This is a genomic window from Pseudomonas sp. FH4, assembly GCF_000510915.2.
GTDB classification, from domain to species: domain Bacteria; phylum Pseudomonadota; class Gammaproteobacteria; order Pseudomonadales; family Pseudomonadaceae; genus Aquipseudomonas; species Aquipseudomonas brenneri.
Map to the genome: position 1 here is coordinate 1 of NZ_AOHN01000016.1, position 25,788 is coordinate 25,788.

The 25,788-nt window shown below is 60.8% G+C and carries 24 protein-coding genes; 12 read left to right on the forward strand and 12 right to left on the reverse strand.

Annotated features, from left to right (window positions below; genetic code table 11):
* Positions 1 to 71: 71 nt before the first annotated feature.
* Positions 72 to 542, reverse strand: coding sequence for a Cys-tRNA(Pro) deacylase (ybaK, locus tag H097_RS11290; RefSeq protein ID WP_032859903.1), 471 nt, complete (start codon positions 540 to 542; stop codon positions 72 to 74).
* Between the two features lie 371 nt (positions 543 to 913).
* Here ybaK and H097_RS11295 point away from each other — a divergent pair, with 371 nt between their 5' ends.
* The 11 genes from H097_RS11295 (at position 914) to H097_RS11345 (ending at position 13,447) form a co-directional block, all read left to right on the forward strand.
* Positions 914 to 1,768: an MIP/aquaporin family protein gene (locus H097_RS11295; RefSeq protein ID WP_032859904.1), complete on the forward strand. Its 855-nt coding sequence runs from the start codon at positions 914 to 916 to the stop codon at positions 1,766 to 1,768.
* Between the two features lie 78 nt (positions 1,769 to 1,846).
* A complete protein-coding gene (gene glpK, locus H097_RS11300) occupies positions 1,847 to 3,352 on the forward strand; it encodes a glycerol kinase GlpK (protein ID WP_032859905.1) in 1,506 nt (501 codons plus the stop codon).
* A gap of 97 nt (positions 3,353 to 3,449) precedes the next feature.
* Positions 3,450 to 4,205, forward strand: a complete 756-nt coding sequence (locus tag H097_RS11305) for a DeoR/GlpR family transcriptional regulator (RefSeq protein WP_032859906.1) — start codon at positions 3,450 to 3,452, stop codon at positions 4,203 to 4,205.
* Positions 4,206 to 4,499: 294 nt separating this feature from the next.
* Positions 4,500 to 6,038, forward strand: coding sequence for a glycerol-3-phosphate dehydrogenase (glpD, locus tag H097_RS11310; protein WP_032859907.1), 1,539 nt, complete (start codon positions 4,500 to 4,502; stop codon positions 6,036 to 6,038).
* Positions 6,039 to 6,423: 385 nt separating this feature from the next.
* The gene (locus H097_RS11315) at positions 6,424 to 7,356 is read left to right on the forward strand and encodes a glutamate/aspartate ABC transporter substrate-binding protein (RefSeq protein WP_029295166.1); all 933 of its coding nucleotides are present in this window, start codon (positions 6,424 to 6,426) and stop codon (positions 7,354 to 7,356) included.
* A gap of 192 nt (positions 7,357 to 7,548) precedes the next feature.
* Positions 7,549 to 8,295: an amino acid ABC transporter permease gene (locus H097_RS11320; protein ID WP_032859908.1), complete on the forward strand. Its 747-nt coding sequence runs from the start codon at positions 7,549 to 7,551 to the stop codon at positions 8,293 to 8,295.
* The gene (locus H097_RS11325; RefSeq protein ID WP_032859909.1) at positions 8,295 to 8,966 is read left to right on the forward strand and encodes an ABC transporter permease subunit; all 672 of its coding nucleotides are present in this window, start codon (positions 8,295 to 8,297) and stop codon (positions 8,964 to 8,966) included. The genes H097_RS11320 and H097_RS11325 overlap by 1 nt, the downstream gene beginning before the upstream one ends.
* Positions 8,963 to 9,697: an amino acid ABC transporter ATP-binding protein gene (locus tag H097_RS11330; protein WP_032859910.1), complete on the forward strand. Its 735-nt coding sequence runs from the start codon at positions 8,963 to 8,965 to the stop codon at positions 9,695 to 9,697. The genes H097_RS11325 and H097_RS11330 overlap by 4 nt, the downstream gene beginning before the upstream one ends.
* A gap of 162 nt (positions 9,698 to 9,859) precedes the next feature.
* Positions 9,860 to 11,761, forward strand: coding sequence for a sensor histidine kinase (locus H097_RS11335; protein WP_032859911.1), 1,902 nt, complete (start codon positions 9,860 to 9,862; stop codon positions 11,759 to 11,761).
* Positions 11,758 to 13,098, forward strand: coding sequence for a sigma-54 dependent transcriptional regulator (locus H097_RS11340; protein ID WP_032859912.1), 1,341 nt, complete (start codon positions 11,758 to 11,760; stop codon positions 13,096 to 13,098). Before H097_RS11335 ends, H097_RS11340 begins: the two co-directional genes overlap by 4 nt.
* Before the next feature lie 10 nt (positions 13,099 to 13,108).
* Positions 13,109 to 13,447 carry a GlpM family protein gene (locus H097_RS11345; RefSeq protein ID WP_032859913.1) on the forward strand — a complete coding sequence of 113 codons (339 nt, stop codon included), beginning with the start codon at positions 13,109 to 13,111 and terminating at the stop codon, positions 13,445 to 13,447.
* A gap of 57 nt (positions 13,448 to 13,504) precedes the next feature.
* Here the strand turns inward: H097_RS11345 and H097_RS11350 are convergent, their stop codons facing one another.
* The 6 genes from H097_RS11350 to H097_RS11375 all read right to left on the reverse strand — a co-directional run bounded on the left by H097_RS11350 (position 13,505) and on the right by H097_RS11375 (position 20,903).
* Complete coding sequence (locus H097_RS11350; RefSeq protein ID WP_032859914.1) at positions 13,505 to 14,902, reverse strand: sigma-54 dependent transcriptional regulator; 1,398 nt, start codon at positions 14,900 to 14,902, stop codon at positions 13,505 to 13,507.
* Entirely contained in the window at positions 14,892 to 16,670 is a 1,779-nt protein-coding gene (locus H097_RS11355) for an ATP-binding protein (protein ID WP_032859915.1), read from the reverse strand. The genes H097_RS11350 and H097_RS11355 overlap by 11 nt, the downstream gene beginning before the upstream one ends.
* Entirely contained in the window at positions 16,667 to 17,794 is a 1,128-nt protein-coding gene (locus H097_RS11360) for a GNAT family N-acetyltransferase (RefSeq protein ID WP_032859916.1), read from the reverse strand. Before H097_RS11360 ends, H097_RS11355 begins: the two co-directional genes overlap by 4 nt.
* Before the next feature lie 172 nt (positions 17,795 to 17,966).
* Positions 17,967 to 18,821 (reverse strand): alpha/beta fold hydrolase, encoded by an 855-nt coding sequence (locus H097_RS11365; RefSeq protein ID WP_032859917.1) that lies wholly within the window; start codon positions 18,819 to 18,821, stop codon positions 17,967 to 17,969.
* Positions 18,818 to 20,212 (reverse strand): aminotransferase class III-fold pyridoxal phosphate-dependent enzyme, encoded by a 1,395-nt coding sequence (locus tag H097_RS11370; RefSeq protein WP_032859918.1) that lies wholly within the window; start codon positions 20,210 to 20,212, stop codon positions 18,818 to 18,820. The genes H097_RS11365 and H097_RS11370 overlap by 4 nt, the downstream gene beginning before the upstream one ends.
* Positions 20,205 to 20,903 carry an MtnX-like HAD-IB family phosphatase gene (locus H097_RS11375; RefSeq protein ID WP_032859919.1) on the reverse strand — a complete coding sequence of 233 codons (699 nt, stop codon included), beginning with the start codon at positions 20,901 to 20,903 and terminating at the stop codon, positions 20,205 to 20,207. Before H097_RS11375 ends, H097_RS11370 begins: the two co-directional genes overlap by 8 nt.
* Positions 20,904 to 21,132: 229 nt before the next feature.
* On the opposite strand from H097_RS11375, the gene H097_RS11380 reads away from it, so the two are divergent.
* Positions 21,133 to 21,897, forward strand: coding sequence for a MipA/OmpV family protein (locus tag H097_RS11380; protein WP_032860145.1), 765 nt, complete (start codon positions 21,133 to 21,135; stop codon positions 21,895 to 21,897).
* A 154-nt stretch (positions 21,898 to 22,051) separates the two neighbouring features.
* Here the strand turns inward: H097_RS11380 and H097_RS11385 are convergent, their stop codons facing one another.
* The 5 genes from H097_RS11385 to H097_RS11405 all read right to left on the reverse strand — a co-directional run bounded on the left by H097_RS11385 (position 22,052) and on the right by H097_RS11405 (position 25,637).
* The gene (locus tag H097_RS11385) at positions 22,052 to 22,465 is read right to left on the reverse strand and encodes an EamA family transporter (protein ID WP_029297410.1); all 414 of its coding nucleotides are present in this window, start codon (positions 22,463 to 22,465) and stop codon (positions 22,052 to 22,054) included.
* A complete protein-coding gene (locus H097_RS11390) occupies positions 22,462 to 22,842 on the reverse strand; it encodes an EamA family transporter (protein WP_032859920.1) in 381 nt (126 codons plus the stop codon). The genes H097_RS11385 and H097_RS11390 overlap by 4 nt, the downstream gene beginning before the upstream one ends.
* Positions 22,839 to 23,759, reverse strand: a complete 921-nt coding sequence (locus H097_RS11395; RefSeq protein ID WP_032859921.1) for an arginase family protein — start codon at positions 23,757 to 23,759, stop codon at positions 22,839 to 22,841. Before H097_RS11395 ends, H097_RS11390 begins: the two co-directional genes overlap by 4 nt.
* A 143-nt stretch (positions 23,760 to 23,902) precedes the next feature.
* A complete protein-coding gene (locus tag H097_RS11400; RefSeq protein WP_032859922.1) occupies positions 23,903 to 24,556 on the reverse strand; it encodes a DsbA family oxidoreductase in 654 nt (217 codons plus the stop codon).
* Positions 24,557 to 24,617: 61 nt separating this feature from the next.
* Positions 24,618 to 25,637 carry an alpha/beta hydrolase gene (locus H097_RS11405; protein WP_032859923.1) on the reverse strand — a complete coding sequence of 340 codons (1,020 nt, stop codon included), beginning with the start codon at positions 25,635 to 25,637 and terminating at the stop codon, positions 24,618 to 24,620.
* Positions 25,638 to 25,788: the final 151 nt, after the last annotated feature.

The following is a 25,788-nucleotide window of genomic DNA, read 5'->3' on the forward strand; positions in this document are numbered from 1 at the left end:
GGCTGCTAGCTGAAACTGTCCAACTTTTCGGGGGCAGTCCATTTAGATTGCCAATACCTTCGAAATTGACGTCAGGCCCGGCCAATCGGCGCAAATTTACCCTGGGTGTGCTCTGCCAGCACTGCTGCTCCCAACTCTACCTCCAGCCCTCTCCTGCCGGCGCTGACAAAAATTGTCGCAAAAGGCTGGGCACTCACATCGATGAACGTGCGCAAGCGTTTCTTCTGCCCCAACGGGCTGATCCCGCCCAACAAATAACCGGTAGAACGCTGCGCCGCAGCCGGGTCGGCCATCTCGACTTTCTTGACGCCTGCTGCGTGAGCCAGGGCCTTCAAATCCAGACTTCCGACGACTGGCACCACCGCCACCAATAACTCACCTTTTTCGCTACTGGCGAGCAAGGTCTTGAACACCTGCGCCGGGTCAAGGCTCAACTTTTCCGCGGCCTCCAGGCCATAAGAGGCGGCCTTGGGGTCATGTTCATAACTGTGGATACGATGTTCGGCGCGAACTTTCTTCAACAAGTCCAATGCGGGTGTCATGGAGGCTCCAGGCTTGGGGAAAACGTGGAAAAGCAGACCGCCGATTCTAGGACAAACCCAGGCAAAACGCTCTAGTGCAGGGCGCCGTGCGGCGAATCCGCGCAGAGCCTGACCCCGCTTGCCGCCCATTCATTTGTCGTGCTGTCGCGATCATTCATCACACTAATAGTTAGAAAATGACCGACCGTTCACTTTCGACCTTTGACAGCAGTGTTTCTTGTCTATATTTTTTCGTTTCCGAATACCGTACGAATCTTCCTGCAGTAATCGAGCAGTAAGCCACGAACAGGATGGGGATCCTGTCCATGGTGAAAATCGCGCCTTGTCCGTTGTGACAACGCGCCAGACAAGAAAAAAAACCGAGGTTTTCAATGACAACTGCTCTTCAACAGCCTTCACTTTCAAGCCAATGCATGGCCGAGTTCCTCGGCACCGCGCTGCTGATCTTCTTCGGCACCGGCTGCGTCGCTGCGCTCAAGGTCGCGGGTGCCAGCTTTGGCTTGTGGGAAATCAGCATCATCTGGGGGATCGGCGTGAGCATGGCGATCTACCTGAGCGCCGGCATTTCCGGGGCTCATCTCAATCCAGCCGTCAGTATCGCGCTGTGCATTTTTGCCGACTTCGACAAACGCAAACTGCCCTTCTATATCATCGCCCAGGTCGCCGGCGCCTTTTGTTCCGCCGCGTTGGTTTACACGCTCTACAGCAACCTGTTTTTCGATTACGAACAAACCCACCAGATGGTCCGTGGCTCCGCAGCCAGCCTGGAGTTGGCCTCGGTGTTCTCCACCTACCCTCACGCCTTGCTGAATACAGCCCAGGCGTTTCTGGTGGAAATGGTCATCACCGCCATCCTCATGGGCGTGATCATGGCCCTGACCGATGACAATAATGGCCTGCCCCGCGGCCCCCTGGCCCCGCTGCTGATCGGTCTGTTGATCGCCGTCATCGGCAGCGCCATGGGCCCTTTGACTGGGTTTGCGATGAACCCGGCCCGTGATTTCGGCCCCAAACTGATGACCTTTTTCGCCGGTTGGGGTGAAATGGCCTTCACTGGCGGGCGCGACATTCCGTACTTCCTGATTCCGATCTTTGCACCGATTGTCGGTGCCTGCCTCGGCGCTGCGGCCTATCGCGGGCTGATTGCCCGCCACTTGCCCAACGCCGCACCTGCTACAACTGATGCAGCCGACACCGCCGCCAGCGGTAATACCCGAACATCCTGATAGCGGTAGCCTGAGCCCTCCTGCCCTTTGCGGCCCAGGCTACTCACCCACTCCCTTTTTCCGTCCAAGGCAATCGACATGACCGACACACAGAATAAGAACTACATCATTGCCCTTGATCAGGGCACCACCAGTTCACGGGCGATCATCTTTGATCGTGACGCCAACGTGGTGTGCACCGCCCAACGTGAATTCGTCCAGCACTACCCGCAAGCCGGCTGGGTCGAGCATGACCCGATGGAAATCTTCGCCACCCAGAGCGCCGTGATGGTCGAGGCCCTGGCGCAAGCCGGCCTGCACCACGATCAGGTCGCCGCCATCGGCATCACCAACCAGCGTGAAACCACGGTGGTCTGGGACAAGATCACCGGCCGCCCGATCTATAACGCCATCGTCTGGCAATGCCGCCGCAGCACCGAGATCTGCCAGCAGCTCAAGCGCGACGGCCACGAGCAATACATCAGCGACACCACCGGCCTGGTCACCGACCCGTACTTCTCCGGCACCAAGTTGAAGTGGATCCTCGATAACGTCGAAGGCAGCCGTGAACGCGCGCGCAATGGCGAGCTGCTGTTCGGCACCATCGACAGCTGGCTGATCTGGAAATTTACCGGTGGCAAGACCCACATCACCGACTACACCAACGCCTCGCGCACCATGCTCTTCAACATCCACACCCTGGAGTGGGACGCGAAGATGCTGGAGGTGCTGGATATCCCACGGGAAATGCTGCCAGAAGTTAAATCCTCCTCGGAAATCTATGGCCGTACCAAAAGTGGGATTGCCATCGGCGGTATCGCTGGTGACCAGCAAGCCGCCCTGTTCGGCCAGATGTGCGTCGAGCCGGGCCAGGCGAAAAACACCTACGGCACCGGCTGCTTCCTGCTGATGAACACCGGCGACAAGGCAGTCAAATCCAAGCACGGCATGCTCACCACCATCGCTTGCGGCCCCCGTGGCGAAGTGGCCTATGCCCTCGAAGGCGCTGTCTTCAACGGCGGCTCCACCGTGCAATGGCTGCGTGACGAGCTGAAGATCATCAACGATGCCCACGACACCGAATACTTCGCCAACAAGGTCAAGGACAGCAACGGCGTGTACCTGGTGCCGGCCTTCACTGGCCTGGGTGCGCCGTACTGGGACCCGTATGCCCGTGGCGCGCTGTTCGGCCTGACCCGTGGCGTACGCGTGGATCACATCATTCGTGCAGCCCTGGAGTCGATTGCCTACCAGACTCGCGACGTGCTCGACGCCATGCAGCAGGATTCCGGTGAACGCCTCAAATCCCTACGGGTAGACGGCGGCGCAGTGGCCAACAACTTCCTGATGCAGTTCCAGGCCGACATCCTTGGCACCCAGGTCGAACGACCGCAAATGCGCGAAACCACTGCATTGGGCGCCGCTTACCTGGCCGGCCTGGCCTGTGGTTTCTGGGGCAGCCTGGAAGAACTGCGTGGCAAGGCGGTGATCGAGCGTGAATTCGAACCGCAACTGGACGAGCCAGCCAAAGAAAAACTCTACGCCGGCTGGAAAAAAGCGGTCAGCCGCACCCGCGACTGGGAACCCCACGAAGGCGCCGAATAAGCCAAGCGCCGGACCCACTTAGGGTTGTAACTGGCAGGGAGCAGATTCCTGCGTCATCATGGGCCACTTTTTTGTACGGCAGCCCAAAGGACGCCCCATGAATCTGCCTCCCCGTCAGCAGCAAATCCTCGAACTGGTCCGCGAACGCGGCTACGTCAGCATCGAGGAAATGGCGCAGCTGTTCGTTGTCACCCCGCAAACCATTCGCCGCGATATCAATCAACTGGCAGATGCCAACCTGCTGCGGCGCTACCACGGCGGCGCGGCCTATGACTCCAGTGTCGAAAACACCGAGTACGCCATGCGTGCCGACCAGATGCGCGATGAAAAACAGCGTATCGGCGAAGCCATTGCCGCACAGATCCCCGATCACGCCTCGCTGTTCATCAATATCGGCACCACCACCGAATCCATCGCCCGGGCGCTGCTCAACCACAGCCACCTGAAAATCATCACCAACAACCTCAACGTCGCCATGATGCTCAGCGCCAAGGACGACTTCGATGTGCTGCTGACCGGCGGCAATGTGCGCCGTGACGGCGGTGTGGTGGGCCAGGCCAGCGTGGACTTCATCAACCAGTTCAAGGTCGACTTTGCCCTGGTAGGTATCAGCGGCATTGATGAGGACGGCAGCCTGCTGGACTTCGACTACCAGGAAGTGCGGGTTTCCCAGGCGATCATTGCCAATGCGCGCAAGGTGATCCTGGCGGCGGACTCCAGCAAATTCGGGCGCAATGCCATGATTCGCCTGGGGCCGATCAGTTTGATTGATTGCCTGGTCACCGATCAGCCGCCGGTGCCGGCGCTGGTGCAGTTGCTCAATCAGCATAAGATTCGCCTGGAAGTCGTCTGATCTATCCCTCAGATCTCTGGCGCCTGGACCACCGTCATCGCGGGCAAGCCCGCTCCCACAGGTTGATCGCATTCCAACTGTGGGAGCGGGCTTGCCCGCGATGGCTGCCTGTAGGGCAACCACTCTCTTGAGCCAGCACCCGGCTCAATGTTCACAAATTTTCCTTTTTCGGCCCTTCGATGAGTTTTTTCAATCGAAGTCGACTGGCTGCGCCTGCGTTTATGAGCTACCATTTTCGCAAATGAACATTAATGTTCGAATTCAAATATTAAAAATACATCGTGAGGCCCGCCGATGCCCCTTTCTACCTTGCCTGCTCCACCCCTAGCCGAAGTCTATGACGTCGCCGTTATTGGCGGTGGGATCAATGGCGTGGGCATCGCGGCAGACGCGGCCGGTCGCGGCCTGTCGGTTTTCCTTTGCGAAAAGGACGACCTGGCCAGCCACACTTCGTCCGCCAGCAGCAAGCTGATCCACGGCGGCCTGCGCTATCTTGAACATTACGAATTCCGCCTGGTGCGCGAAGCCCTGGCAGAGCGCGAAGTGCTGCTGGCCAAGGCCCCGCACATCGTCAAGCAGATGCGCTTTGTGCTGCCCCATCGCCCGCACCTGCGCCCGGCCTGGATGATTCGCGCCGGCCTGTTCCTGTATGACCACCTCGGCAAACGCGAAAAACTCGCCGGCTCCAAAAGCCTGAAGTTCGGCGCCGACAGCCCGCTGAAAAGCACAATCACCAAAGGCTTCGAATACTCCGACTGCTGGGTGGATGACGCGCGCCTGGTAGTGCTCAATGCCATGGCAGCCCGGGAAAAAGGTGCACATATCCACACCCAGACCCGTTGCGTCAGCGCCCGTCGCAGCAAGGGCCTGTGGCATCTGCACCTGGAACGTGCCGATGGCAGCCTGTTCTCGATCCGCGCCAAGGCGCTGGTGAACGCTGCCGGCCCGTGGGTAGCCAAGTTCATCAAGGATGACCTGAAGCTGGATTCGCCCTACGGCATCCGCCTGATCCAGGGCAGCCACCTGATCGTGCCGAAACTGTACGAAGGTGCCCACGCGCACATCCTGCAGAACGAAGACGGGCGCATCGTCTTCACCATTCCGTACCTCAATCACCTGACCATCATCGGTACCACCGACCGTGAGTACACCGGCGATCCGGCAAAAGTGGCGATTACCGAAGGTGAAACGGACTACATGCTCAATGTGGTCAATGCCCACTTCAAGCAGCAGTTGAGCCGCGACGACATCGTGCACACCTATTCCGGCGTGCGCCCGCTGTGCAACGACGAATCCGACAACCCGTCGGCCATTACCCGCGACTACACCCTGGCGTTGTCGGGCACGGGCGAAGAAGCGCCGATCCTGTCGGTGTTCGGCGGCAAGCTGACCACCTACCGCAAATTGGCCGAATCGGCACTGGCGCAACTGGCCCCGTACTTCCCACATATCAAGCCAAGCTGGACCGCCAAGGCCAGCCTGCCCGGCGGCGAAGACATGACCACACCAGAAGCCCTGGCCACGGATATTCGCAGCAAGTTCGAGTGGATCCCCAGCGAAATCGCCCGGCGCTGGTCGACGACCTATGGCAGCCGCACCTGGCGCCTGCTTGAAGGCGTGCAATCGCTCGAAGACATGGGTGAGCACCTGGGCGGTGGCCTCTACACCCGGGAAGTCGACTACCTGTGCGCCGAGGAATGGGCGACCCAGGCCTACGACATCCTGTGGCGCCGCACCAAACTCGGCCTGTTCACCACCCCCGACGAGCAGGAGAACCTGCAGCGCTACCTGATCAAGGTCGAGCAGAACCGCAGCAAGATCGAAGCGGCCTGATTAACGAAGCCCCTGCACCGGAAGGTCCAGGGGTTTTTTATGGCCGTCTTAATGTGAAATGCGATCAATGTGCGAGCTGGCTTGCCTGCGATGGCGGACTGACTGATGACAATCGACGGCAAGCCAACACCTATGGATTCGGTTTTCCGAACACGCTGCTGTCGCCGATTCGGTTTGCCGGACTTAAACATCGATTAAACAGCGTCACATAAAGTTAATAACCATATAAATCATATAGTTAGACTTTTATTAACGGTCTGGCACGACTCATGCTCTACACTTGGTACGTGTTTGCCTGAGATGCTTCAGGAGCCGTCACAGGCATTCGCTGTATCGAAAGAGCCGTCCAGGCTTCATAAAAAAAACAAATGTCGAGGAAGTATTGATGCGTATCGTTCCCCATATTTTGGGCGCAGCTATCGCTGCCGCTCTGATTAGCACTCCAGTTTTTGCCGCTGAGCTCACCGGCACCCTGAAGAAAATCAAAGAGTCGGGCACCATCACCCTGGGCCACCGCGACGCCTCCATCCCGTTCTCCTACATCGCAGACGGCTCGGGCAAGCCAGTGGGCTACTCCCACGACATTCAACTGGCCATCGTCAAGGCTGTCGAGAAAGACCTCGGCATGAAAGAAGGCGAGTTGAAGGTCAAATACAACCTGGTCACCTCGCAAACCCGTATCCCGCTGGTGCAGAACGGCACCGTGGACGTTGAATGTGGTTCCACCACCAACAACGTCGAGCGTCAGCAGCAAGTCGACTTCTCCGTCGGCATCTTCGAAATCGGTACCCGTCTGCTGTCCAAAAAGGACTCGACCTACAAGGATTTCGCTGACCTCAAGGGCAAGAACGTCGTAACCACCGCCGGTACCACCTCCGAGCGCATCCTCAAGTCCATGAACGCTGACAAGCAAATGGGCATGAACGTCATCTCCGCCAAGGACCACGGTGAATCCTTCCAGATGCTGGAAAGCGGCCGTGCCGTTGCCTTCATGATGGACGACGCACTGCTGGCCGGTGAAATGGCCAAGGCCAAGAAGCCAACCGACTGGGCCGTGACCGGCACCCCACAATCCTTCGAAATCTACGGCTGCATGGTTCGCAAAGGCGATGCCCCGTTCAAGAAGGCTGTGGATGACGCCATCGTCGCTACCTACAAGTCCGGCGAAATCAACAACATCTACACCAAGTGGTTCAGCTCGCCGATCCCACCAAAAGGCCTGAACCTGATGTTCCCGATGAGCGACGAACTCAAGGCCCTGATCGCCAACCCGACTGACAAAGCGGCTGACGACAAAACGGCTGAAAAAAAGTCCTGATTCCGAACTAACCTTATCCCCTGAGGGAGCCAACCCTCCCTCAGGTGCCTGTTACTACCTGCTGGCATTATTTGGAACACTCGACCTGGCGGTTTCCGAGCCGATCGCGTGTGCCTGACGTTCACCGTCAGGCGGGAATGGATTTTCCCCAAGCGGGTGCTTGTACATCGATCGATTTCGGGGGAGACCCTAATGAATTACAACTGGGACTGGGGCGTATTCTTCAAGTCCACCGGCGTGGGCAGCGAGACCTATCTCGACTGGTTCATCTCCGGTTTGGGCTGGACCATCGCCATCGCCATCGTGGCCTGGATCGTCGCCTTGCTGCTGGGCTCGATGCTAGGCGTGATGCGTACGATGCCTAACCGCCTCGTGGCCGGCATCGCGACCTGCTATGTAGAACTTTTTCGTAACGTGCCACTGCTGGTTCAGCTGTTCATCTGGTACTTCCTGGTACCCGACCTGCTGCCGCAGAACCTGCAGGACTGGTACAAACAAGACTTGAACCCGACCACCTCGGCCTACCTGAGCGTTGTCGTGTGCCTGGGCCTGTTCACCGCCGCCCGCGTATGTGAACAAGTGCGTACCGGCATCCAGGCGCTGCCCCGTGGCCAGGAAGCCGCCGCGCGCGCCATGGGCTTCAGCCTGTCGCAGATCTACTGGAACGTGCTGCTGCCCCAGGCCTACCGGATCATCATTCCGCCGCTTACCTCGGAGTTCCTCAACGTCTTCAAGAACTCCTCCGTGGCGTCCTTGATCGGCCTGATGGAACTGTTGGCGCAAACCAAGCAGACCGCCGAATTCTCGGCCAACCTGTTCGAAGCCTTCACCCTGGCCACGCTGATCTACTTCACCCTGAACATGAGCCTGATGCTGCTGATGCGCCTGGTCGAGAAGAAAGTCGCAGTGCCCGGCCTGATTTCCGTGGGGGGTAAATAATGGAATTCGATTTCAGCGGCATTATCCCGGCCATCCCCGGCCTGTGGAACGGCATGGTCATGACCTTGAAGCTGATGGTCATGGGCGTGGTCGGCGGCATCATCCTCGGCACCATCCTGGCGTTGATGCGCCTGTCCTCCAGCAAACTGCTGTCGCGCGTGGCTGGCGCCTATGTGAACTACTTCCGCTCGATCCCGCTGCTGCTGGTGATCACCTGGTTCTACCTGGCGGTGCCGTTCGTATTGCGCTGGATCACCGGCGAAGACACGCCAATCGGTGCATTCACCTCCTGCGTCGTAGCGTTCATGATGTTCGAGGCGGCGTACTTCTGCGAAATCGTGCGGGCCGGCGTACAGTCGATCCCCAAGGGCCAGATGGCTGCAGCACAAGCGATGGGCATGACCTACGGCCAGACCATGCGCCTGATCATCCTGCCCCAGGCGTTCCGCAAGATGACCCCGCTGCTGTTGCAGCAGAGCATCATCCTGTTCCAGGACACCTCGCTGGTCTACACCGTGGGCCTGGTGGACTTCCTCAATGCTTCGCGCGCCAATGGCGACATCATCGGGCGTTCCAATGAGTTCCTGATCTTCGCCGGTGTCGTCTACTTCATCATCAGCTTTGCCGCCTCGCTGCTGGTCAAGCGTCTGCAAAAAAGGTTTGCCGTATGATCTCTATCAAGAATATCAACAAGTGGTATGGCGACTTCCAGGTGCTGACCGATTGCAGCACTGATGTCAAAAAAGGCGAAGTGATCGTGGTGTGCGGGCCGTCCGGCTCGGGCAAATCCACCCTGATCAAGTGCGTCAACGCCCTGGAACCGTTCCAGAAAGGTGACGTTGTGGTCGACGGCACCTCGATTGCCGACCCGAAGACCAACCTGCCAAAACTGCGCTCGCGCGTCGGTATGGTGTTCCAGCACTTCGAACTGTTCCCGCACATGACCATCATCAAGAACCTGACCGTCGCGCAGGTGAAAGTGTTGGGTCGCAGCGAAGAAGAGGCCAAGAAGAAAGGCCTGCAATTGCTGGAACGTGTGGGTCTGTCGGCGCACAAGGACAAGCACCCGGGCCAACTGTCCGGCGGCCAGCAGCAGCGCGTGGCGATTGCCCGTGCACTGGCCATGGACCCGATCGTCATGCTGTTCGACGAACCGACCTCGGCCCTGGACCCGGAAATGGTCAACGAAGTACTGGACGTGATGGTGCAACTGGCCCAGGAAGGCATGACCATGATGTGCGTGACCCACGAAATGGGCTTCGCCCGTAAAGTGGCCGACCGCGTGATCTTCATGGACGCCGGCAAGATCATCGAAGACTGCCCCAAAGAGGAGTTCTTCGGTGATATCAGCGCCCGTTCCGAACGTGCGCAGCACTTCCTCGAAAAAATCCTGCAGCACTAAAAAAGCCGCAACTCGCTCCTCTGTTGTAGGAGCGAGCTTGCTCGCGAAAAACTCAAGGGCACCGCGTTCATTCAGGATGCACGCGTCATCGTTGGCGTTTTTCGCGAGCAAGCTCGCTCCTACAAGGAGCAGGCAAGCTGTAGCTGACCCAAGGCATCTGTGATGAAATGCGACCCCACCCTCTATCGCGCCGCGCCGCCATCCCTTGCCGTGAAGCCTCGTCTGATTCGCCAGTTGTTCCTGCCGCCCCTGATCATCCTGTTGATGATCGGCCTGGGCTTTATCGGCTTCTGGACCAGCGAACACTACGGGATTCGCACCCTGGGCGAGAACGGCGAGCGCCAATTGGAGTTGCATGCGCGCACGGTCGAGAGTGAGATCAGCAAGTACACCTACCTGCCCAGCCTGCTGGAGCTGGAATCCAGCGTCTCCAAACTGCTGGCCGACCCGAGCCCGGAACACCGGCAAACGGTCAACGAATACCTCGAAGGCCTGAACCGGCGCAGCCGCAGTCGGGCCATTTATGTGATGGACACCACCGGCCGGGTAATGGCCACCAGTAACTGGCGCGATGTCGACAGTTACCTGGGGGAAGACCTGTCGTTCCGCGCCTATTTCCAGAATGCCGTGCGTGGCCAGCCGGGCCGATTCTATGGGATCGGCAGCACCAATGGCGAACCCGGCTACTACCTGGCCCATGGCCTTGAGGAGCGCGGCAAGATCATTGGTGTCGCAGTGGTCAAGGTGCGCCTGGAAGCGCTGGAAGAACGCTGGCAGCGCGCGCGCCTGGAAGCCTTTGTCAGCGATGAGAACGGCATCATCATCCTCTCCAGCGACCCGGCACGCCGGCTCAAGGCCGTGCGCCCACTGAGCGACGACACCAAGGAGCGCCTGGCCCGCAGCCTGCAATATTACTGGGCGACCCTCAACGAACTGCAACCCCTGGCCCGTGAACACCTTACTGCAGGCAGCGAAAAACTGACCTTCCCGGCCAACAGTGAAGTGGTGGCCGACGAGCAGGAAGTCACCTACCTGGCCCAGACCCGGCCGCTGAACGACACACCGTGGAACTTCACCCTGCTCACCCCGCTCAACGACCTGCGCCAGGCCGCGATCAACCAGGGCATCCTCGTCGCGGTGGCCTTTGCCCTGGTGGCGTTCCTGCTGATTGCCTGGAATGAGCGGCGCAAGGTCATCGCCACGCGCCTGGCCGCCCGCGAAGCCTTGCAGGAAGCCAACAACCAGTTGGAACGGCGGATCGCCGAACGCACCACTGACCTGCGTGCCAGCAACGAACGGCTCAAGGCGCAGATCCGCGAACGACGCCAGGCCGAAGAGACCCTGCGCCGTGCCCAGGACGAGTTGGTCCAGGCCGGCAAGTTAGCGGCCATTGGCCAGATGTCCACCAGCATCGCCCATGAACTGAACCAGCCCCTGGCCGCCCTGCGCACCTTGTCCGGCAATACCGTGCGCTTCCTGGAGCGCGGGGCACTGGAGACCGCCAGCACCAACCTCAAGACCATCAACGAACTGATCGACCGCATGGGCCGCATCACCGCCAGCCTGCGCTCGTTTGCCCGGCGCGGTGACGATCAGGGCGAGGCCAGCCTGGGCAAGGCCGTGGACGCGGCGTTCCAGGTCCTGGGCAGCCGCCTCGACAGCCTGCCACTGACCGTACACCGCGGCTTCAGCCAGGCCATGTTGCAGATCGACCAGACCCGCCTGGAACAAATCCTGGTCAACCTGATCGGCAACGCCCTGGATGCGATGCATGCCCAGCCCGCTCCCGAGCTGTGGCTGGAAAGTGAGATCAGCGACGGCAAATACCGCCTGCGGGTGCGCGATAACGGGCATGGCATCGCCCCCGAAACCCGCAAGCATCTGTTCGAACCTTTTTTCACCACCAAACCCGGCGAGCAAGGGTTGGGCCTGGGCCTGACCCTGTCGGCCAGCCTTGCGGCGGCCACCGGCGGCAACCTGGCCGTCGAACATCCGGCCGTTGGTGGTACAGCCTTTGTCCTGAGCCTGCCCCTGGCAGGCCATCAACCCGGCGAATCGACATGAACAGCCAACCCAACACCGAACTCACCGTGCTGATCGTCGAAGACGATCCCCATGTGTTGCTCGGCTGCCAGCAAGCCCTCGCCCTGGAAGACATCCCCAGCGTCGGCGTGGCCAGTGCCGAAGAGGCTCTCAAGCGCGTCGGCGAAAATTTCGCCGGCATTGTGATCAGTGATATCCGCCTGCCCGGCATCGACGGCCTGGAGCTGTTGACCCGCCTCAAGGCCCTGGATAAAAGCCTGCCGGTGGTGCTGATCACCGGCCATGGCGATATATCCATGGCCGTGGGTGCGATGCGCAATGGCGCCTATGACTTCATGGAGAAACCTTTTTCTCCGGAGCGCCTGGTGGACGTGGTGCGCCGCGCCCTCGAACAGCGCGGCCTGGCCCGCGAAGTCTGGGCGCTGCGCCGGCAACTGGCCGAGCGTGACTCGTTGGAAGGCCGGATCATCGGCCGCTCGCCGGCGATGCAGAACCTGCGCGAATTGATCGCCAACGTCGCCGACACCTCGGCCAACGTGCTGATCGAAGGCGAGACCGGCACCGGCAAGGAACTGGTCGCCCGCTGCCTGCACGACTTCAGCCGCCGCCATGCCCACCAGTTCGTCGCCCTGAACTGCGGCGGCCTGCCGGAAAACCTGTTTGAAAGCGAGATTTTCGGTCACGAAGCCAACGCCTTCACCGGTGCCGGCAAACGGCGTATCGGCAAGATCGAACATGCCCATGAAGGCACGCTGTTCCTCGACGAAGTGGAAAGCATGCCGATGAACCTGCAGATCAAACTGCTGCGGGTCCTGCAGGAACGCACCCTGGAGCGCCTGGGCTCGAACCAGAGCGTGGCGGTGGATTGCCGGGTGATCGCCGCCACCAAGTCCGACCTCGACGAGTTGAGCCGTGCCAGCCAGTTCCGCAGCGACTTGTACTACCGCCTGAACGTGGTGACGCTGGAGCTGCCGCCGCTGCGCGAGCGCCGTGAAGACATCCTGCAACTGTTCGAACACTTCCTGCAGCAATCGTCCCTGCGTTTCGACCGCATCGCGCCAGAGCTGGACAACCAGACCCTGTCCAGCCTGATGAGCCACGACTGGCCCGGCAACGTGCGTGAACTACGCAACGTCGCCGAACGGTTTGCCCTGGGCCTGCCGGCCTTCAAGAAAAGCGGCACCAGTGCCGGCAACCATGGCCTGGCCTTTACCGAGGCAGTGGAAGCCTTTGAACGTAACCTGCTCAGCGACGCCCTGCAACGCAGCGGCGGCAACCTGACCCAGGCCAGCCTGGAACTGGGCATGGCCAAGACCACCTTGTTCGACAAGGTCAAGAAATACGGCCTGAGCCACTAAGGAGTCGCACATGGACTTAGTCTTCAAGGCTGCCCTGGGTGCAGCCGTGGTGTTGATCCTGGCGATGCTGGCCAAGACCAAGAATTACTACATTGCCGGGCTGGTGCCACTGTTTCCGACCTTCGCGCTGATTGCCCACTACATCGTCGGCAAGGGCCGCTCGGTGGACGACCTGAAGACCACCATTGTGTTCGGCATGTGGTCGATCATTCCGTACTTTGTGTACCTGGCGACGCTGTATGTGATGGTCGACCGCATGCGCCTGGAGGCCTCGCTGGCAGTCGCCGCAGTAGCCTGGCTGATGGCGGCGACGGTGCTGGTCAGCGTCTGGGTACGCATCCACGCCTGATTCACCTCAATCAAATGTGGGAGCGGGCAAGCCCGCTCCCACATTTTGATCAGTGTTTCAGCGCACGATCTTGTCGATCTGGATCCCGAGCTTTTTCAGGCGATACCAGAAGCTGCGCTCGGAGATCCCGATCCTCGTCGCCGCTGCCGCCTGCACGCCATTGCTCTCTTGCAACGCCGCCAGGATGTACGCCTTCTCCACCTCTGCCAACGCTGCATCCAGGTCCTGGGGCACGCCCGGGCCTTCACTGAGGATCGTCGTCACATCGCCCGCCGTCGGTTGGGACGCGAACAGATAGGCTGGCAAGTCGATATCTTCAATCACCGGGCTGGCCGCCACGATGGTCGCGCGCTCCACACAGTTTTGCAGCTCGCGGATATTGCCCGGCCAGTTGTAGGCGGCCATGGCCTGCAAGGCGTCGGCGCTGAAGCCCGTGATGCGTTTACCGGCATTGGCGCTCAGGCTACGGGCAAAGTGCCGGGCCAGCGGGGCGATGTCTTCGACGCGCTCGCGCAACGCCGGCAACGGGATCGGGAAGACGTTGAGGCGATAGTAAAGGTCTTCGCGAAACTCCTTGTTCGCCACCGCGTCCAGCAGGTTCTTATTGGTCGCGGCGATCACTCGCACATCGACTTTACGCTCGCGGGGATCGCCCACCGGCTCGATCACCCGCTCCTGCAAGGCGCGCAGGATCTTGGCCTGCAACGCCAGGGGCATATCGCCCACTTCATCGAGAAACAGCGTGCCCTTGTCGGCCTGCATGAAACGCCCTACCCGGTCGGCCACGGCGCCGGTAAAGGCGCCCTTGCGATGGCCAAACATCTCGCTTTCCAGCAAACCTTCGGGGATCGCGGCGCAGTTGACCGCCACAAAGGGTTTGTCGGCACGGTTGCCATGTTTGTGAATGGCGCGGGCGACCATTTCCTTGCCGGTGCCGCTTTCACCGGTCAGTAGAATGGTCGCGTTGCTTTCGCGTACCGAATCCACCGCCTGCAGCACTCGCCGGAACGCCGGACTGTCGCCCACTAGACTGTCGAATTGCGCATGCTCGTCGAGCTCGGCACGCAACCGTGCGTTGTCGCGCATGATGTCGCGAAACTGCAAGGCCTTGGCCACGGTGATGTCCAGCTCGTCGATGTCGAAGGGCTTGGCAATGTAGTCGTAGGCACCGTTGCGCATCGACTGTACGGCATTCTTCACTGTGCTGTAGGCCGTCATCACGATCACTGGCAACTGCGGGTAACGCACCTTGATCTCAGCCAGGAGCTGCGGGCCGTCCATGCCGGGCATGCGCCAGTCGCTGATCACCAGGTCGATATCTTCCTGCTCCAACACCTTGAGGGCATGCAGGCCATTGCCGGCGATAAACACCTGGATATCGTTCTGGCTCAGGGCCGACGCCAGCAAATCGCAGAGTTTGGGCTCGTCGTCGACCACCAATATGTTATGCGTCATGACTGTCCTCGTCGTCGCCGTCATCTTCACCGTTGGCCGGAATGTACAGGCTGAAGGTCGCGCCGGCATCCTTCTCACTGGTGCATTCGATGCGGCCGTCGTGACTTTCCATGATCGAATAGACTTTCGCCAGGCCAAGGCCCGTGCCCGAGGCCTTGGTGGTGACGAAGGGGGTAAAGATCCGCTCGATCATCTCTGCCGGAATGCCCTGCCCGCTGTCGCTGACACTGATCACCGTGGATTGATCGACGCGGCTGATGCTCAACGTCAGGCGCCCGCCCTGGGGCATGGCGTCGATGGCGTTGAGAATCAGGTTCAGGCACGCCTGCTTGAATTGCTTGGCGTCCACATAGAGAGTCGCGCCAGGCGCCTGGTCGTCGAGGTGCGCGTCGATGGCGTGGCTCGCCAGCTCCGGCGCGCAGAACCCCAGGATCTCTTCCACCAGCGGCCGCGCCAGTTGCTGGCTGCGCAGTGGCTCGCTGGGTTTGGCGAAGTCGAGAAAGTCAGTGATCAGGTCATTGATCCGGCTGACTTCGCTGACCACGTATTCCAGGTGGCGCTTGTCAGTCTCCGGCAGGTCCGTGCGGCGGTGCAGCAGTTGCGTCGCGGTCTTGATAATGCCCAGTGGGTTGCGGATTTCATGGGCCAGGCCCATCGCCACTTCGCCCAGGGCATGCAGGCGGTCGCGCCGACGCAGTTGGGCTTCGAGGTGATGCAACTCGCCCAGGCGCTCGGTCATATGGTTGAAGGTGCTGCTCAGTTGCGCCAGCTCGTCGCCGCCGGTGACGGCCACGCGGTGTTGGTAGTTGCCGCTGATCACCGCACTCACGCCCTGGGACAACTCACGCAGCGGCCGGGTCAGGTGCCGGGAGACCAGCACGCCGGCCCCCAGGGACAAGGCGGAACTGAGCAGGAAGATCAGCACGAACAGATTGCTCTGGTTCACCAGCCCCACCAGGCTGGTGTGGCGCAGCAGGCCGCTGAAGATCACACCCTGCAACTCGCCGGTGTCATTGAAGATCGGCCAGTACAGGCCACTGTAGTTGCTGGTGAATTGCTCGCTAGGCTGCTTGGTGCTGCGCAGCAGGGTTTCGACGGATTTGGGCACGCGGGTCGGGTGGTCTTCAAAGCGCTGGGTCGAGAAAATCTCCGAGAAACCGTCGGTATTGGCCAGGTACAGGCGCAAGTCCAGGGAGTGCACCTCGGCGACACTGGTGAGGAAGCTGCTGTCCAGGTACGTGCCCACCAGCAGTTCATAATCGACGCCATCCTGACTGGTCTCGAACGAGGAAATCACGGCCCCGGTGGCCACGCCGCCGACCTGCACGGTTTGCAATACAGCATTGGGTGCGAGGCTGATTTGTTTCACCACATCATCGCCCACAGTGCTGAACATCACTTTGCTGTCACTGCTGCGAATCAGCGTGACCACGTCAATATCTGTGGCGCTGGCAATGTCTGCGATCAAACGGTCATGACGCATCGCTTCATGGGTGGAAGGCGGACGCACATAACGCAGGAAGATCTGCGCCACGCGGGCGTTGTCGTGCAGGATGTCGCTGACTTCGTCCTTGACGATACGGGTCGATTCTTGCAGCCAGATGCGCACGTTACTGTCGAAAATCTGCGACAAGGTGGTGGCCGCCAGTTCAGCGGCAATCATCGTCGGGATCACCGTCACCAGCCAGAACGCCAACACCAGCTTGCGCTGCAGGCTCCAGCGGGAAATGGCAAACGGGCGGGCTTTCTGGCGGGTTTTGGCGATCATCGGGTTTCGCTTATTGCAGCAGCCATGGCAGGGTCGGATCGATCCGGGCGAATAAACACTTTTACCACTTTGAGCAGGGTGTCGAGCAGGCGGTTGCGGTGCTGGAAGAACAGCGTATTGCCGGCGAACTCACAACCCAGGCGCAGCTTACTGGCATAACCGGCCTGCCCGCACTCATACAACGCAATTTTGTGCTCGATGCAGTAGTCGACGTTGGTCAGCCAACTGCGAAAGTACAGGTTGTGTTCGCGGCTGTGGGCCAGGTCGTGGGCAAAGAACTTGTCGATCAGCCGGTGCTGGTCGAGCAGGACCAGGTTGAACGCCACCAGTTGCTCGTCCACCCAGTAAAGTACACACAGCGCCCGTTGATCAAGCTGGGCGAGCACCTGGCTGAAATAACCGGCGGGCAGGCGTTCGAACTGCAGGTCGGCACGGGCCAGGGTCGCTTCGTAGAGGCGCATGATCTGGGGCAATACGTCATCGACATTGCGCCGCCACTCCACCTGTGGCCCCGGCGCACGGAGCTTGCGCCGCAAATCCTTGCGCGTGGATTTGCCCAGGGAACCCAGGTAGGCATCCACCGAGCCGTAGGGCAGCGGCAGTAGCCCAGTAGGCAAGCTCGGCATGCTGTGCAGGCCGGCGGCCTTGCAACTGTCGGCCCAGTCCTGATCCCGGGTCGGAGCATCCTTGACCGCCAGCAGGCCGATGCCGAATGCATCGGCATCCCGGCGCGCAGCGGCCAGCAGTTGCGCCAGCAGGGCAGCACGTCGTGCAGCCGGCACATGGCTGGCGACACCGGCATGGCATTGCTCGGCCACTGGCGAACCGATGGCGTACAGGCCCAGGCGCAATGCGCTGGGCCACCAGCGTTCCAGGCGTTGGGTGAAGCGTTTGCCAATGCCCGAGACGGTGGTGTCGAGGCGGTAATGGGTGATGAACGCCGGCGCGACGGCCAGCAGTTGCCCGTTTTCGTAGAGGGACAGATAGCGCCATTGGAAATCGTCGATGGCGGCGTTTTCCACGGCGACGTAGTAGTCCCAATCTTCCAATGCCAGGGGAAAGCAGTCGTTCCAGGCACTGCGGTCGATGGCTTGGATGGTTGAATAGGCTTTAGTGCTGATCACAGCGTTTCCTTAATCTAAAAACACCGCGTAAACCGGGCCACATGCGTCCATCGCCGGCAAACCGACGCCTACAGAGGGTGCGCTGTAGGAGCGAGCTTGCTCGCGAAAAACCTGACACCCAGCGTCGCTCTCAGGTTTTTCGCGGGCAAGCCCGCTCCTACAGGGGGCGGGGTCAAGCCCGGCGGTATTCGTCCACAGGGGTGGTGTGCTGCTCGATGAAGTCGGCACTCAACTCGATCACCCGGCGGTATTGCAGGTCGACGGTGATCATGTGATAGCAGTTGTCCAACAGGATCTTGGTCACCGGGCCGCCGAGGTGGCGCTCCACGTAGTCGGCATTCCAGCGGCTGGTGATGTCGTCCTCGATGGAGTGCAGCACCAACGCCGGGGTCTTGATCGACGGCATGCGTTTTTTCACCACGGCGTTCATCCAGTGCAACTCGCGCACGGTGACGCCTTCCATGGTCAACAGCCCGGCCTCGCTGCTCTCGCCTTCTTTCATCTGCCGCTCGACGATGGCCCGCAGGCGTTCGTTCTTGATGCCGTAGGGCGGCTTCTCGGTAAAGCGGAACAGGCGCACGCCGAACGGGATGCGGATCAGCAACGGCGTGATGAACGCCATTTTGTTGATGCTCCAGCCGTCGTACTTGAGGGTCGTGGAGTACATCAGCAACCCGGCGATCTGGCCCGGAAATTCCGAAGCCAGGTACATCGACATCACCGCGCCCATGGACAAGCCACCGACGAACACCTGCGCATGGCGCTGCTGCACCCCGACAAAGGTCTTGCGCACGCCCTCGTACCAATCGCGCCAGCCGGTGGCCTGCAGGTCGTCGTTGCCCCCGCAGTGCCCGGCCAGGGTCGGCACGTACACCGTGCAATTACCCGCCTTGACCAGGCCCTGGGCCACCCGACGCAACTCGGTCGGGGTGCCGGTCAGGCCGTGGATCAACAGGACCCCGACCGGACCGTTGCCGAGAACGAAGCCGGCGTTGCCTTCGCCGAGATCGATATCGGCCAGGTTCACCGCTTCATCGCTCGGGTCAGCAGTTGCTCCAGCAGCTTCAAGCCCAGGTCGATTTCCGGGTAGCTGATTTCCAGTGACGGCGCCAGGGTGATCACGTTCTTGTAGTAGCCGCCCACGTCGAGGATCAGGCCCAGTTTCTGACCGTCCACTAGCATGTCGCCTTTCATGCCTTCCTCAACCATGTAGTCCAGGGCTGCCTTGTCTGGGGTGAAACCGTCCGGCCCGCAGATTTCGCAGCGCAGGGCCAGGCCCAGGCCATCCACATCGCCGATGATCGGGAAGCGCTTTTGCAGGTCCTGCAGGCCTTCGAGGAAGTATTTGCCCTTGGCCATGACCATCGCGCCGTAGTCGACTTCGCTGGTCATCTTGAACATTTCCAGGCCCACCGCGGTGCCCAACGGGTTGGAGGCGAAGGTGGAGTGAGTGGAACCCGGCGGGAACAGTTTCGGGTTGATCAGCTCTTCCTTGGCCCAGATGCCGCCCAATGGGTTGAGGCCGTTGGTCAGGGCTTTACCGAACACGATCACGTCCGGTTGCACATCGAAGTGCTCGATCGACCACAACTTGCCGGTGCGCCAGAAGCCCATCTGGATTTCATCGACCACCATCAGGATGCCGTGCTGGTCGAGTACTTGCTTGAGTTCGCTATAGAAGTTCATCGGCGGGATCACGTAGCCGCCGGTGCCCTGGATCGGCTCGACGTAGAAGGCTGCGTATTCGCTCTGGCCGACCTTCGGGTCCCACACACCGTTGTATTCGGTCTCGAACAAGCGCGCGAATTGCTGCACGCAGTGGCTGCCGTATTCTTCCTTGGTCATGCCCTTTGGCCCACGGAAGTGGTACGGGAACGGGATGAAGTTGGCACGCTCGCCAAAGTGGCCATAGCGACGACGGTAGCGGTAGCTGGAGGTAATCGACGACGCGCCAAGGGTGCGCCCGTGGTAGCCGCCTTCGAAGGCGAACATCAGGCTCTTGCCGTTGCAGGCGTTACGCACCACTTTCAGCGAGTCCTCGATGGACTGCGAACCGCCGACGTTGAAGTGCACACGGCCATCGAGACCGAATTTCTTCTTGGCGTCCACCGCGATCATTTCCGACAGCTCGATCTTGCCCTTGTGCAGGTACTGGCTGGCGATTTGCGGCAGGGTGTCGATCTGCTGTTTCAGCGCATTGTTCAGGCGCGGGTTGGCGTAGCCAAAGTTGACCGCCGAGTACCACATTTGCAGGTCGAGGTAGGCCTGGTCTTCGGTGTCCCAGACGTAGGAGCCTTCGCAACGGCTGAAGATGCGCGGTGGGTCGATGTAGTGGACGGTGTCGCCGTAGGAGCAGTATTTGGCTTCTTTATCCAGCAGAACCTGGTCTTCGGCGGTAGCGATGCGGATATCAGACATGATGAAAGAGTTCCTGAGTGTCAGACGTAAAGTGAGTGGCGTTGGCGGCCATGCCCTGGGGCAGTTGGGCCAGTAATGCAGGCAGTTCGGCAAAGCTGTCGAAGCGCATATGAGGGATGTCGTGGGCCTGGCAGTACTGCGCCAGGCTGCCTTTGGCGAAGACGAAGTCGGCGGTGGCCGACACACACATGTCGGACTTGCCGTCGCCGATCACCAGCACCCGCTTGTTGCGCGGGGTGGACTTGCATTTGCAGTTGCCCGAGGCCGCGCGACAGGCGTCGCTGGTGTGCGGGAAGTCGATGCGCCAGCTGTTCTGGTCAACCTGGCGCAAGCGGTTGGCGATGATCGGTAGCAGGGTCACGTAGTTGCGCGAAAGGATCCGCGCGATGCCTTGTTCGATGCCGTCGCTGACCACTTCCAGGGAAGCACCGAGGCCGAGCACATGGTCGACGAAGTCCGGGAAGTCCGGGTCGATCTCGACCGTGTCGAAGTACGCCAGCAGTTCGGCCGGCGTCGCCTTGATCAGCGCCAACTGGCGGCTCAGGCATTCACGCGAACCGATATGGCCGTCCAGCCATTGCTGCTCGATGGTTTCCCATTCGGGGCCGGCGAAGCGTTGGAGAACGTTGTCGATGACATCGGTGGGTGTGATGGTCCCGTCGAAGTCACACACGATATGCCAGTCATTCATCTGCGTTTACCTTGGATGCTAGCGCGCTGATGCGCCGTTGACAGGGATAGAGCAGGGACTGTGCCAAGTGGACAAAACCCAGCGGGGCTGGGGCTCGCGGGCATGCATGGGAAATAAACGCAGCACCGAAGCTACAATTTTTGTAGGTCGCTACAAACAACATGAGTGCTTGCACACGCCCCGCGCCTGCGCGTTCATGCGCGTATGTTTTCGAGAGGGCAATAACATGATGTGCAGGATGAGTTCGGCGCTGTTCGCCGGTGTGCTTGGCCTCTGGGCGGGCTCGGCGCTGGCTGAAGGCATTAGCGGTGAGGTCGGCCTTGGCGCCAGCTACCAAGCCCGGGAACCCACTGGCAGCCGCTATCACACGGTACCGGTGCCCTACTTCGACCTGGACTGGGGCAATGTCAGCCTGGATACCGACGACGGTCTGACCTGGAGTGCGCTCAACCACAATGGTTTCAGCGCTGGCCCCTACCTCAACTACCTGGCGGGACGTACGGCCAATGGTCCGCTACGGGGCTTGCGGGACGTGTCGGACATGGCCGAGATCGGCGGGTTTATCCAGTACGCACCGGCCGACTTCTGGCGGGTCTATGCGCAACTGGGGCGCAGTGTTGGCGGCGCTCACGAACAGAGCGGCGTACTCGGCAAGCTCGGCGGCGAACTGGGTTATCCGCTGGGCGGCGGGGTCATTGGCAGCACGGGGCTGGTGGCGCACTTTGCCGACGAGAGCCAGACCCAGACGTTTTTCGGGGTCGATAAGCATGAGGCGCAGGCCTCGGGGATTCGTCCGTACAACGCCAGCGGCGGGTTCCAGAACCTGACATTGACCCAGAGCCTGCAGATCCCGCTGGCGCCCAAGTGGTCGCTGCTGGCCAGTGCCAGTTGGGTACACCTGACAGGCTCGGCGGCCGATAGCAGCATCGTGCGCCAGACCGGCAAGGTGAACCAGGGACAGGTGCAGACGGCGATCAGCTATACCTTCGATTGATTGTCCAAAGCCCAATACCCATCAAAATGTGCAAGCTGGCTTGTGTGGGAGCTGGCTTGCCTGCGATGCAGGCGCCTCGGTGCATCAGTTAAACCGCGGTGATGCTATCGCAGGCAAGCCAGCTCCCACATTTGTCCAGCATTCCAGTCTGCGCTCAGTTTTCTTCGCCCTCTGCCAGCAGCGCGATCCCGCCAATGATCACCACCACGCCCACCCAGTGCAGAAAGCTGATGTGCTCGCCCAGGCCCAGCCATGAGCCGAGCAGCACCACCACAAACACCAGCGAACTCAGGGGGAAGGCCAGGGACAGGCTGCTGCGCCGCAGGATCAGCATCCACACAAAAAACGCGCCGATATAACAGGCGATGGCCGCGAGGATCCCCGGGTTGACCGCCACCGCCGCCAGCCATTGCCAGTTGAAATCCATCTGCCCCAACTGATCGCCGGCCACCTTGGTAAACAACTGGCCGCCGCTTTCGGTCAAGATCAACAACGCCCACAACACCAGCGTCCCCAGGCGACCATGCAGCCAGCCCACCGGACGGATAGCGATATTTTCCGAGTTCATGCTTGAGTCCCCGCAACAGCGACCAGCATCACGCCGGCCGTAATCACCAGGGTGCCCAGCCAGCGACGGCGGCTGACGGTTTCCCCCAGTACGACTTTGCCCACCAGTACCACCAGGCAATACGCCAGCGCCGCCAGCGGAAACAACAGGCTCAGCGGCGCACGGGACAAGGCCTCCAGCCACACGAAAAATTCAATCACATAGGCGCCGATGCCCGCCCAGAGCAGCGGCGCATTGAGCACCTGGCCCCAAAATGCACCCAGGCGAAAACCGCCACTGATCTCGGGCAAGCGGTCCACGCCCAGCTTGAAACACAACTGGCCAATCACATCGAGCACGATGGAAAAGACCAATAACACCACCACGGTCAGGGTCACGGATACAGCTCCTCGAACAGGTTGATCAACGCCTCATTGGTCGCCGCGTTGCGCAGCAAATCGTCCGCGCTCCAGCGCTCGGCCGGCGGCTGGTCGGACTTGGCTTCCCAGCGTTTGAACGCGTTGCTGAACGCAGGCTGGGCAAACTCGCCACACACATCGATACCGATGATCCGCTTGCTCGCCGCCAACGCACGCAGGGCTTGCAACAGATGCGTCAGGCGCATGCCGCCCTGGTCCCAGTTGGTGGCGGCGTCTTCGCTGGCCAGCACGTCCTTGTCAATGGTGATCCACACCGCCTCGGTGGGCAGGCTGGCAATCATTTGCTCAAGGAATGCAGCCCAGTCGAGCTCAGCCAGGTTGCGCCAGTGCAGGTGGTTTTCCTGTTGCGCATGGCCGGCACCATCCCCTACCCGACCCCAGACTTTCGACGGTGGGTGCTGCCAGGGAAACAACTGCAAATGCCCGCGCTTGAGGGCGCCCAGGTTGCCACCGCGCAGTTGCGGGTTGTGCAGGTCGTCACTGCACGGGCCGAGGGTGACGATACGTTTGATCGCCGGCATCTTCAGCGCCTGGTTGACCCACGAGCCGCAATGCCGGCGCGGTGCCAGGCGCACCCAGTCAGGGTGGTTGTCGAAGTGGATCAGGCTGATCGGTTCCTGCACTTCGGCGAGAAAAGCCGGGGTCAGGTGGTGATAGTCGCCGGAGCCGACGAAGAAGATTTCCGGGCGCAGCGTACTTGGCCGGGGCCGCTGGGCCAGGCGCTGGGCGAAGTGTTTCCAGGTTTTTTCGGTGGACCACAGGCGCAGTTTCGGGCCCAGGTCGAGCAGGTCCAGACGCGTGGCCTGACCGTTGGCCAGGCGCAGGGCAATCGGCGCCTGGGCTGTGAGGCTGTGGTCGAGATCGAGGATATTCAAGGTAATGTTTAACCCCTTGGCAGCGCCCAACCGCACGCCGGCTGGGCTTTAAGGGGGTAATGCAAGGGATGGGCCAGGGGGGGGGGCAACAATGATCCAATGTGGGAGCGGGCCCGCTCCCACATTTTGCTTTGCGCTCGGCTTTAGGCCTTGGACTCCTGGATGATCTGGCGGATTGCGCCGACGAACGCTTCAGCCGGCTGGCCGCCGCTGACTGCGTACTGGTCGTTGAACACAATGGTCGGCACCGAGGTCACGCCACGGGAGACCCACAGTTGTTCCTGCTCGCGGACTTCGGCGGTGTACTCGTCCGAAGCCAAGATCTCGGCTGCACGCTTGAGATCCAGCCCGACGCTTTCGGCAATGATCGCCAACGTGGGGTGATCGGAAGGGTCCTGGCCATCGCTGAAGTAAGCCTTGAACAACGCTTCCTTGAGGTTGTACTGCAAGCCCTCAAGCCCGGCCCAATGCAGCAGGCGATGGGCGTCGAAGGTGTTGTAGATGCGGCTCTGGCCATCGGTACGAAAGGCAAAGCCCAGCGCGGCGCCCATGTCGCGGATGCGGGCGCGGTTGGCCTGGGATTCTTCGGCAGTGGAGCCGTATTTCTCGGTGATGTGCTCAACGATGTTCTGCCCTTCGGCGGGCATGTTCGGGTTCAGTTCGAAGGGCTGGAAGTGGATCTCGGCCTGCACTTCGGTGCCCAGCTGGTCCAGGGCTTCGGTCAGGCCGCGCAGGCCGATGATGCACCAGGGGCAGGACACGTCGCTGACGAAATCGATTTTCAGGGAAGTACTCATTTACGCAACCTCGCAGGCATTACACGCCACAAAGTTCGCACCATACACCCCTAGGCCGCTCTCATAAAACCTTGGAAGGTAGCCTGGGCTCAACCTGCGCCCAATGCGTCGCATCCTCGCGGTGGGCTTGCAGGTACGGCAACACCGCCGCCAGCAAGGGTGCCTTGAACGCCTCCTGGAAACGATGGGCCAGGCCCGGAATCAAGCGCAACTGGCTGCCCTGGATATGCGCCGCCAGATGCACACCGTGCATCACCGGCAGCAGCGGGTCGGCCGTGCCGTGGACCACCAGGGTCGGCACCCGCAACTGGTTGAGCAAGGGTACCCGGCTCGGCTCGGCAAGAATCGCCATGATCTGACGTTTCACGCCCTCGGGGTTGAACGCCCGGTCGTAGGACTGCGCCGCCTGATGCAGTAGTGCCTGGCGATCATCCTTGACCTCGGGGCTGCCCAGGGCCGCCAGCAAGTCGGCCTGTTGCTCCAGGGCCACTTCGCGGTTGGGCGCGCTGCGCCGTGACAGCAATTGCACCAGTGCAGCATTGGGTGCCGGCAGGCCTTCGGCGCCGGAACTGGTCATGATCAGGGTCAGGCTTTCCACGCGCTGCGGCGCCATGGCCGCCAGGTGCTGGGCGATCATCCCGCCCATGCTGGCCCCCAGCACATGGAACTGGCGGACCTGCAACGCATCCATCAACCCCAGGGCGTCGTCGGCCATGTCGGTCAAGGTGTAGGGCGCGGCCACCGGCAGGCCCAGTTTGTAGCGCAGCACTTCAAAGGTCAGGTTGGCGCTGGCAGGCGCCTGGCGCCAGGTGGACAGGCCGACGTCACGGTTGTCATAGCGGATCACCCGAAAACCTTGCTGACACAGGGCGACCACTACCTCGTCGGGCCAGTGGATCAACTGCCCGCCCAGGCCCATCACCAGCAACAAGGCCGGATCGGAAGCACGACCAATGCTCTGGTACGCCAGGCTCACCTGGTCCAGGTCGACCCGTTCAGTCGGGACATTGACATCACATCGAGAAGCCGCAAACGACGGCAGGCCGAACAATAAGGCGGCCAGTAAAAGCAACACGCGCATGAAAAACACCGAAACGCAGAACCCCAGTAGAGCGCGAGTCTGATGAAGTTTGTTCAAGCGCGCTGCCACAGTTACGTGACAGTTTGATGAAGAGCGCCCAGCGGTCATGGTCGACAGCGTTGGCAACATGAGACAAACTCACGCTATCCGA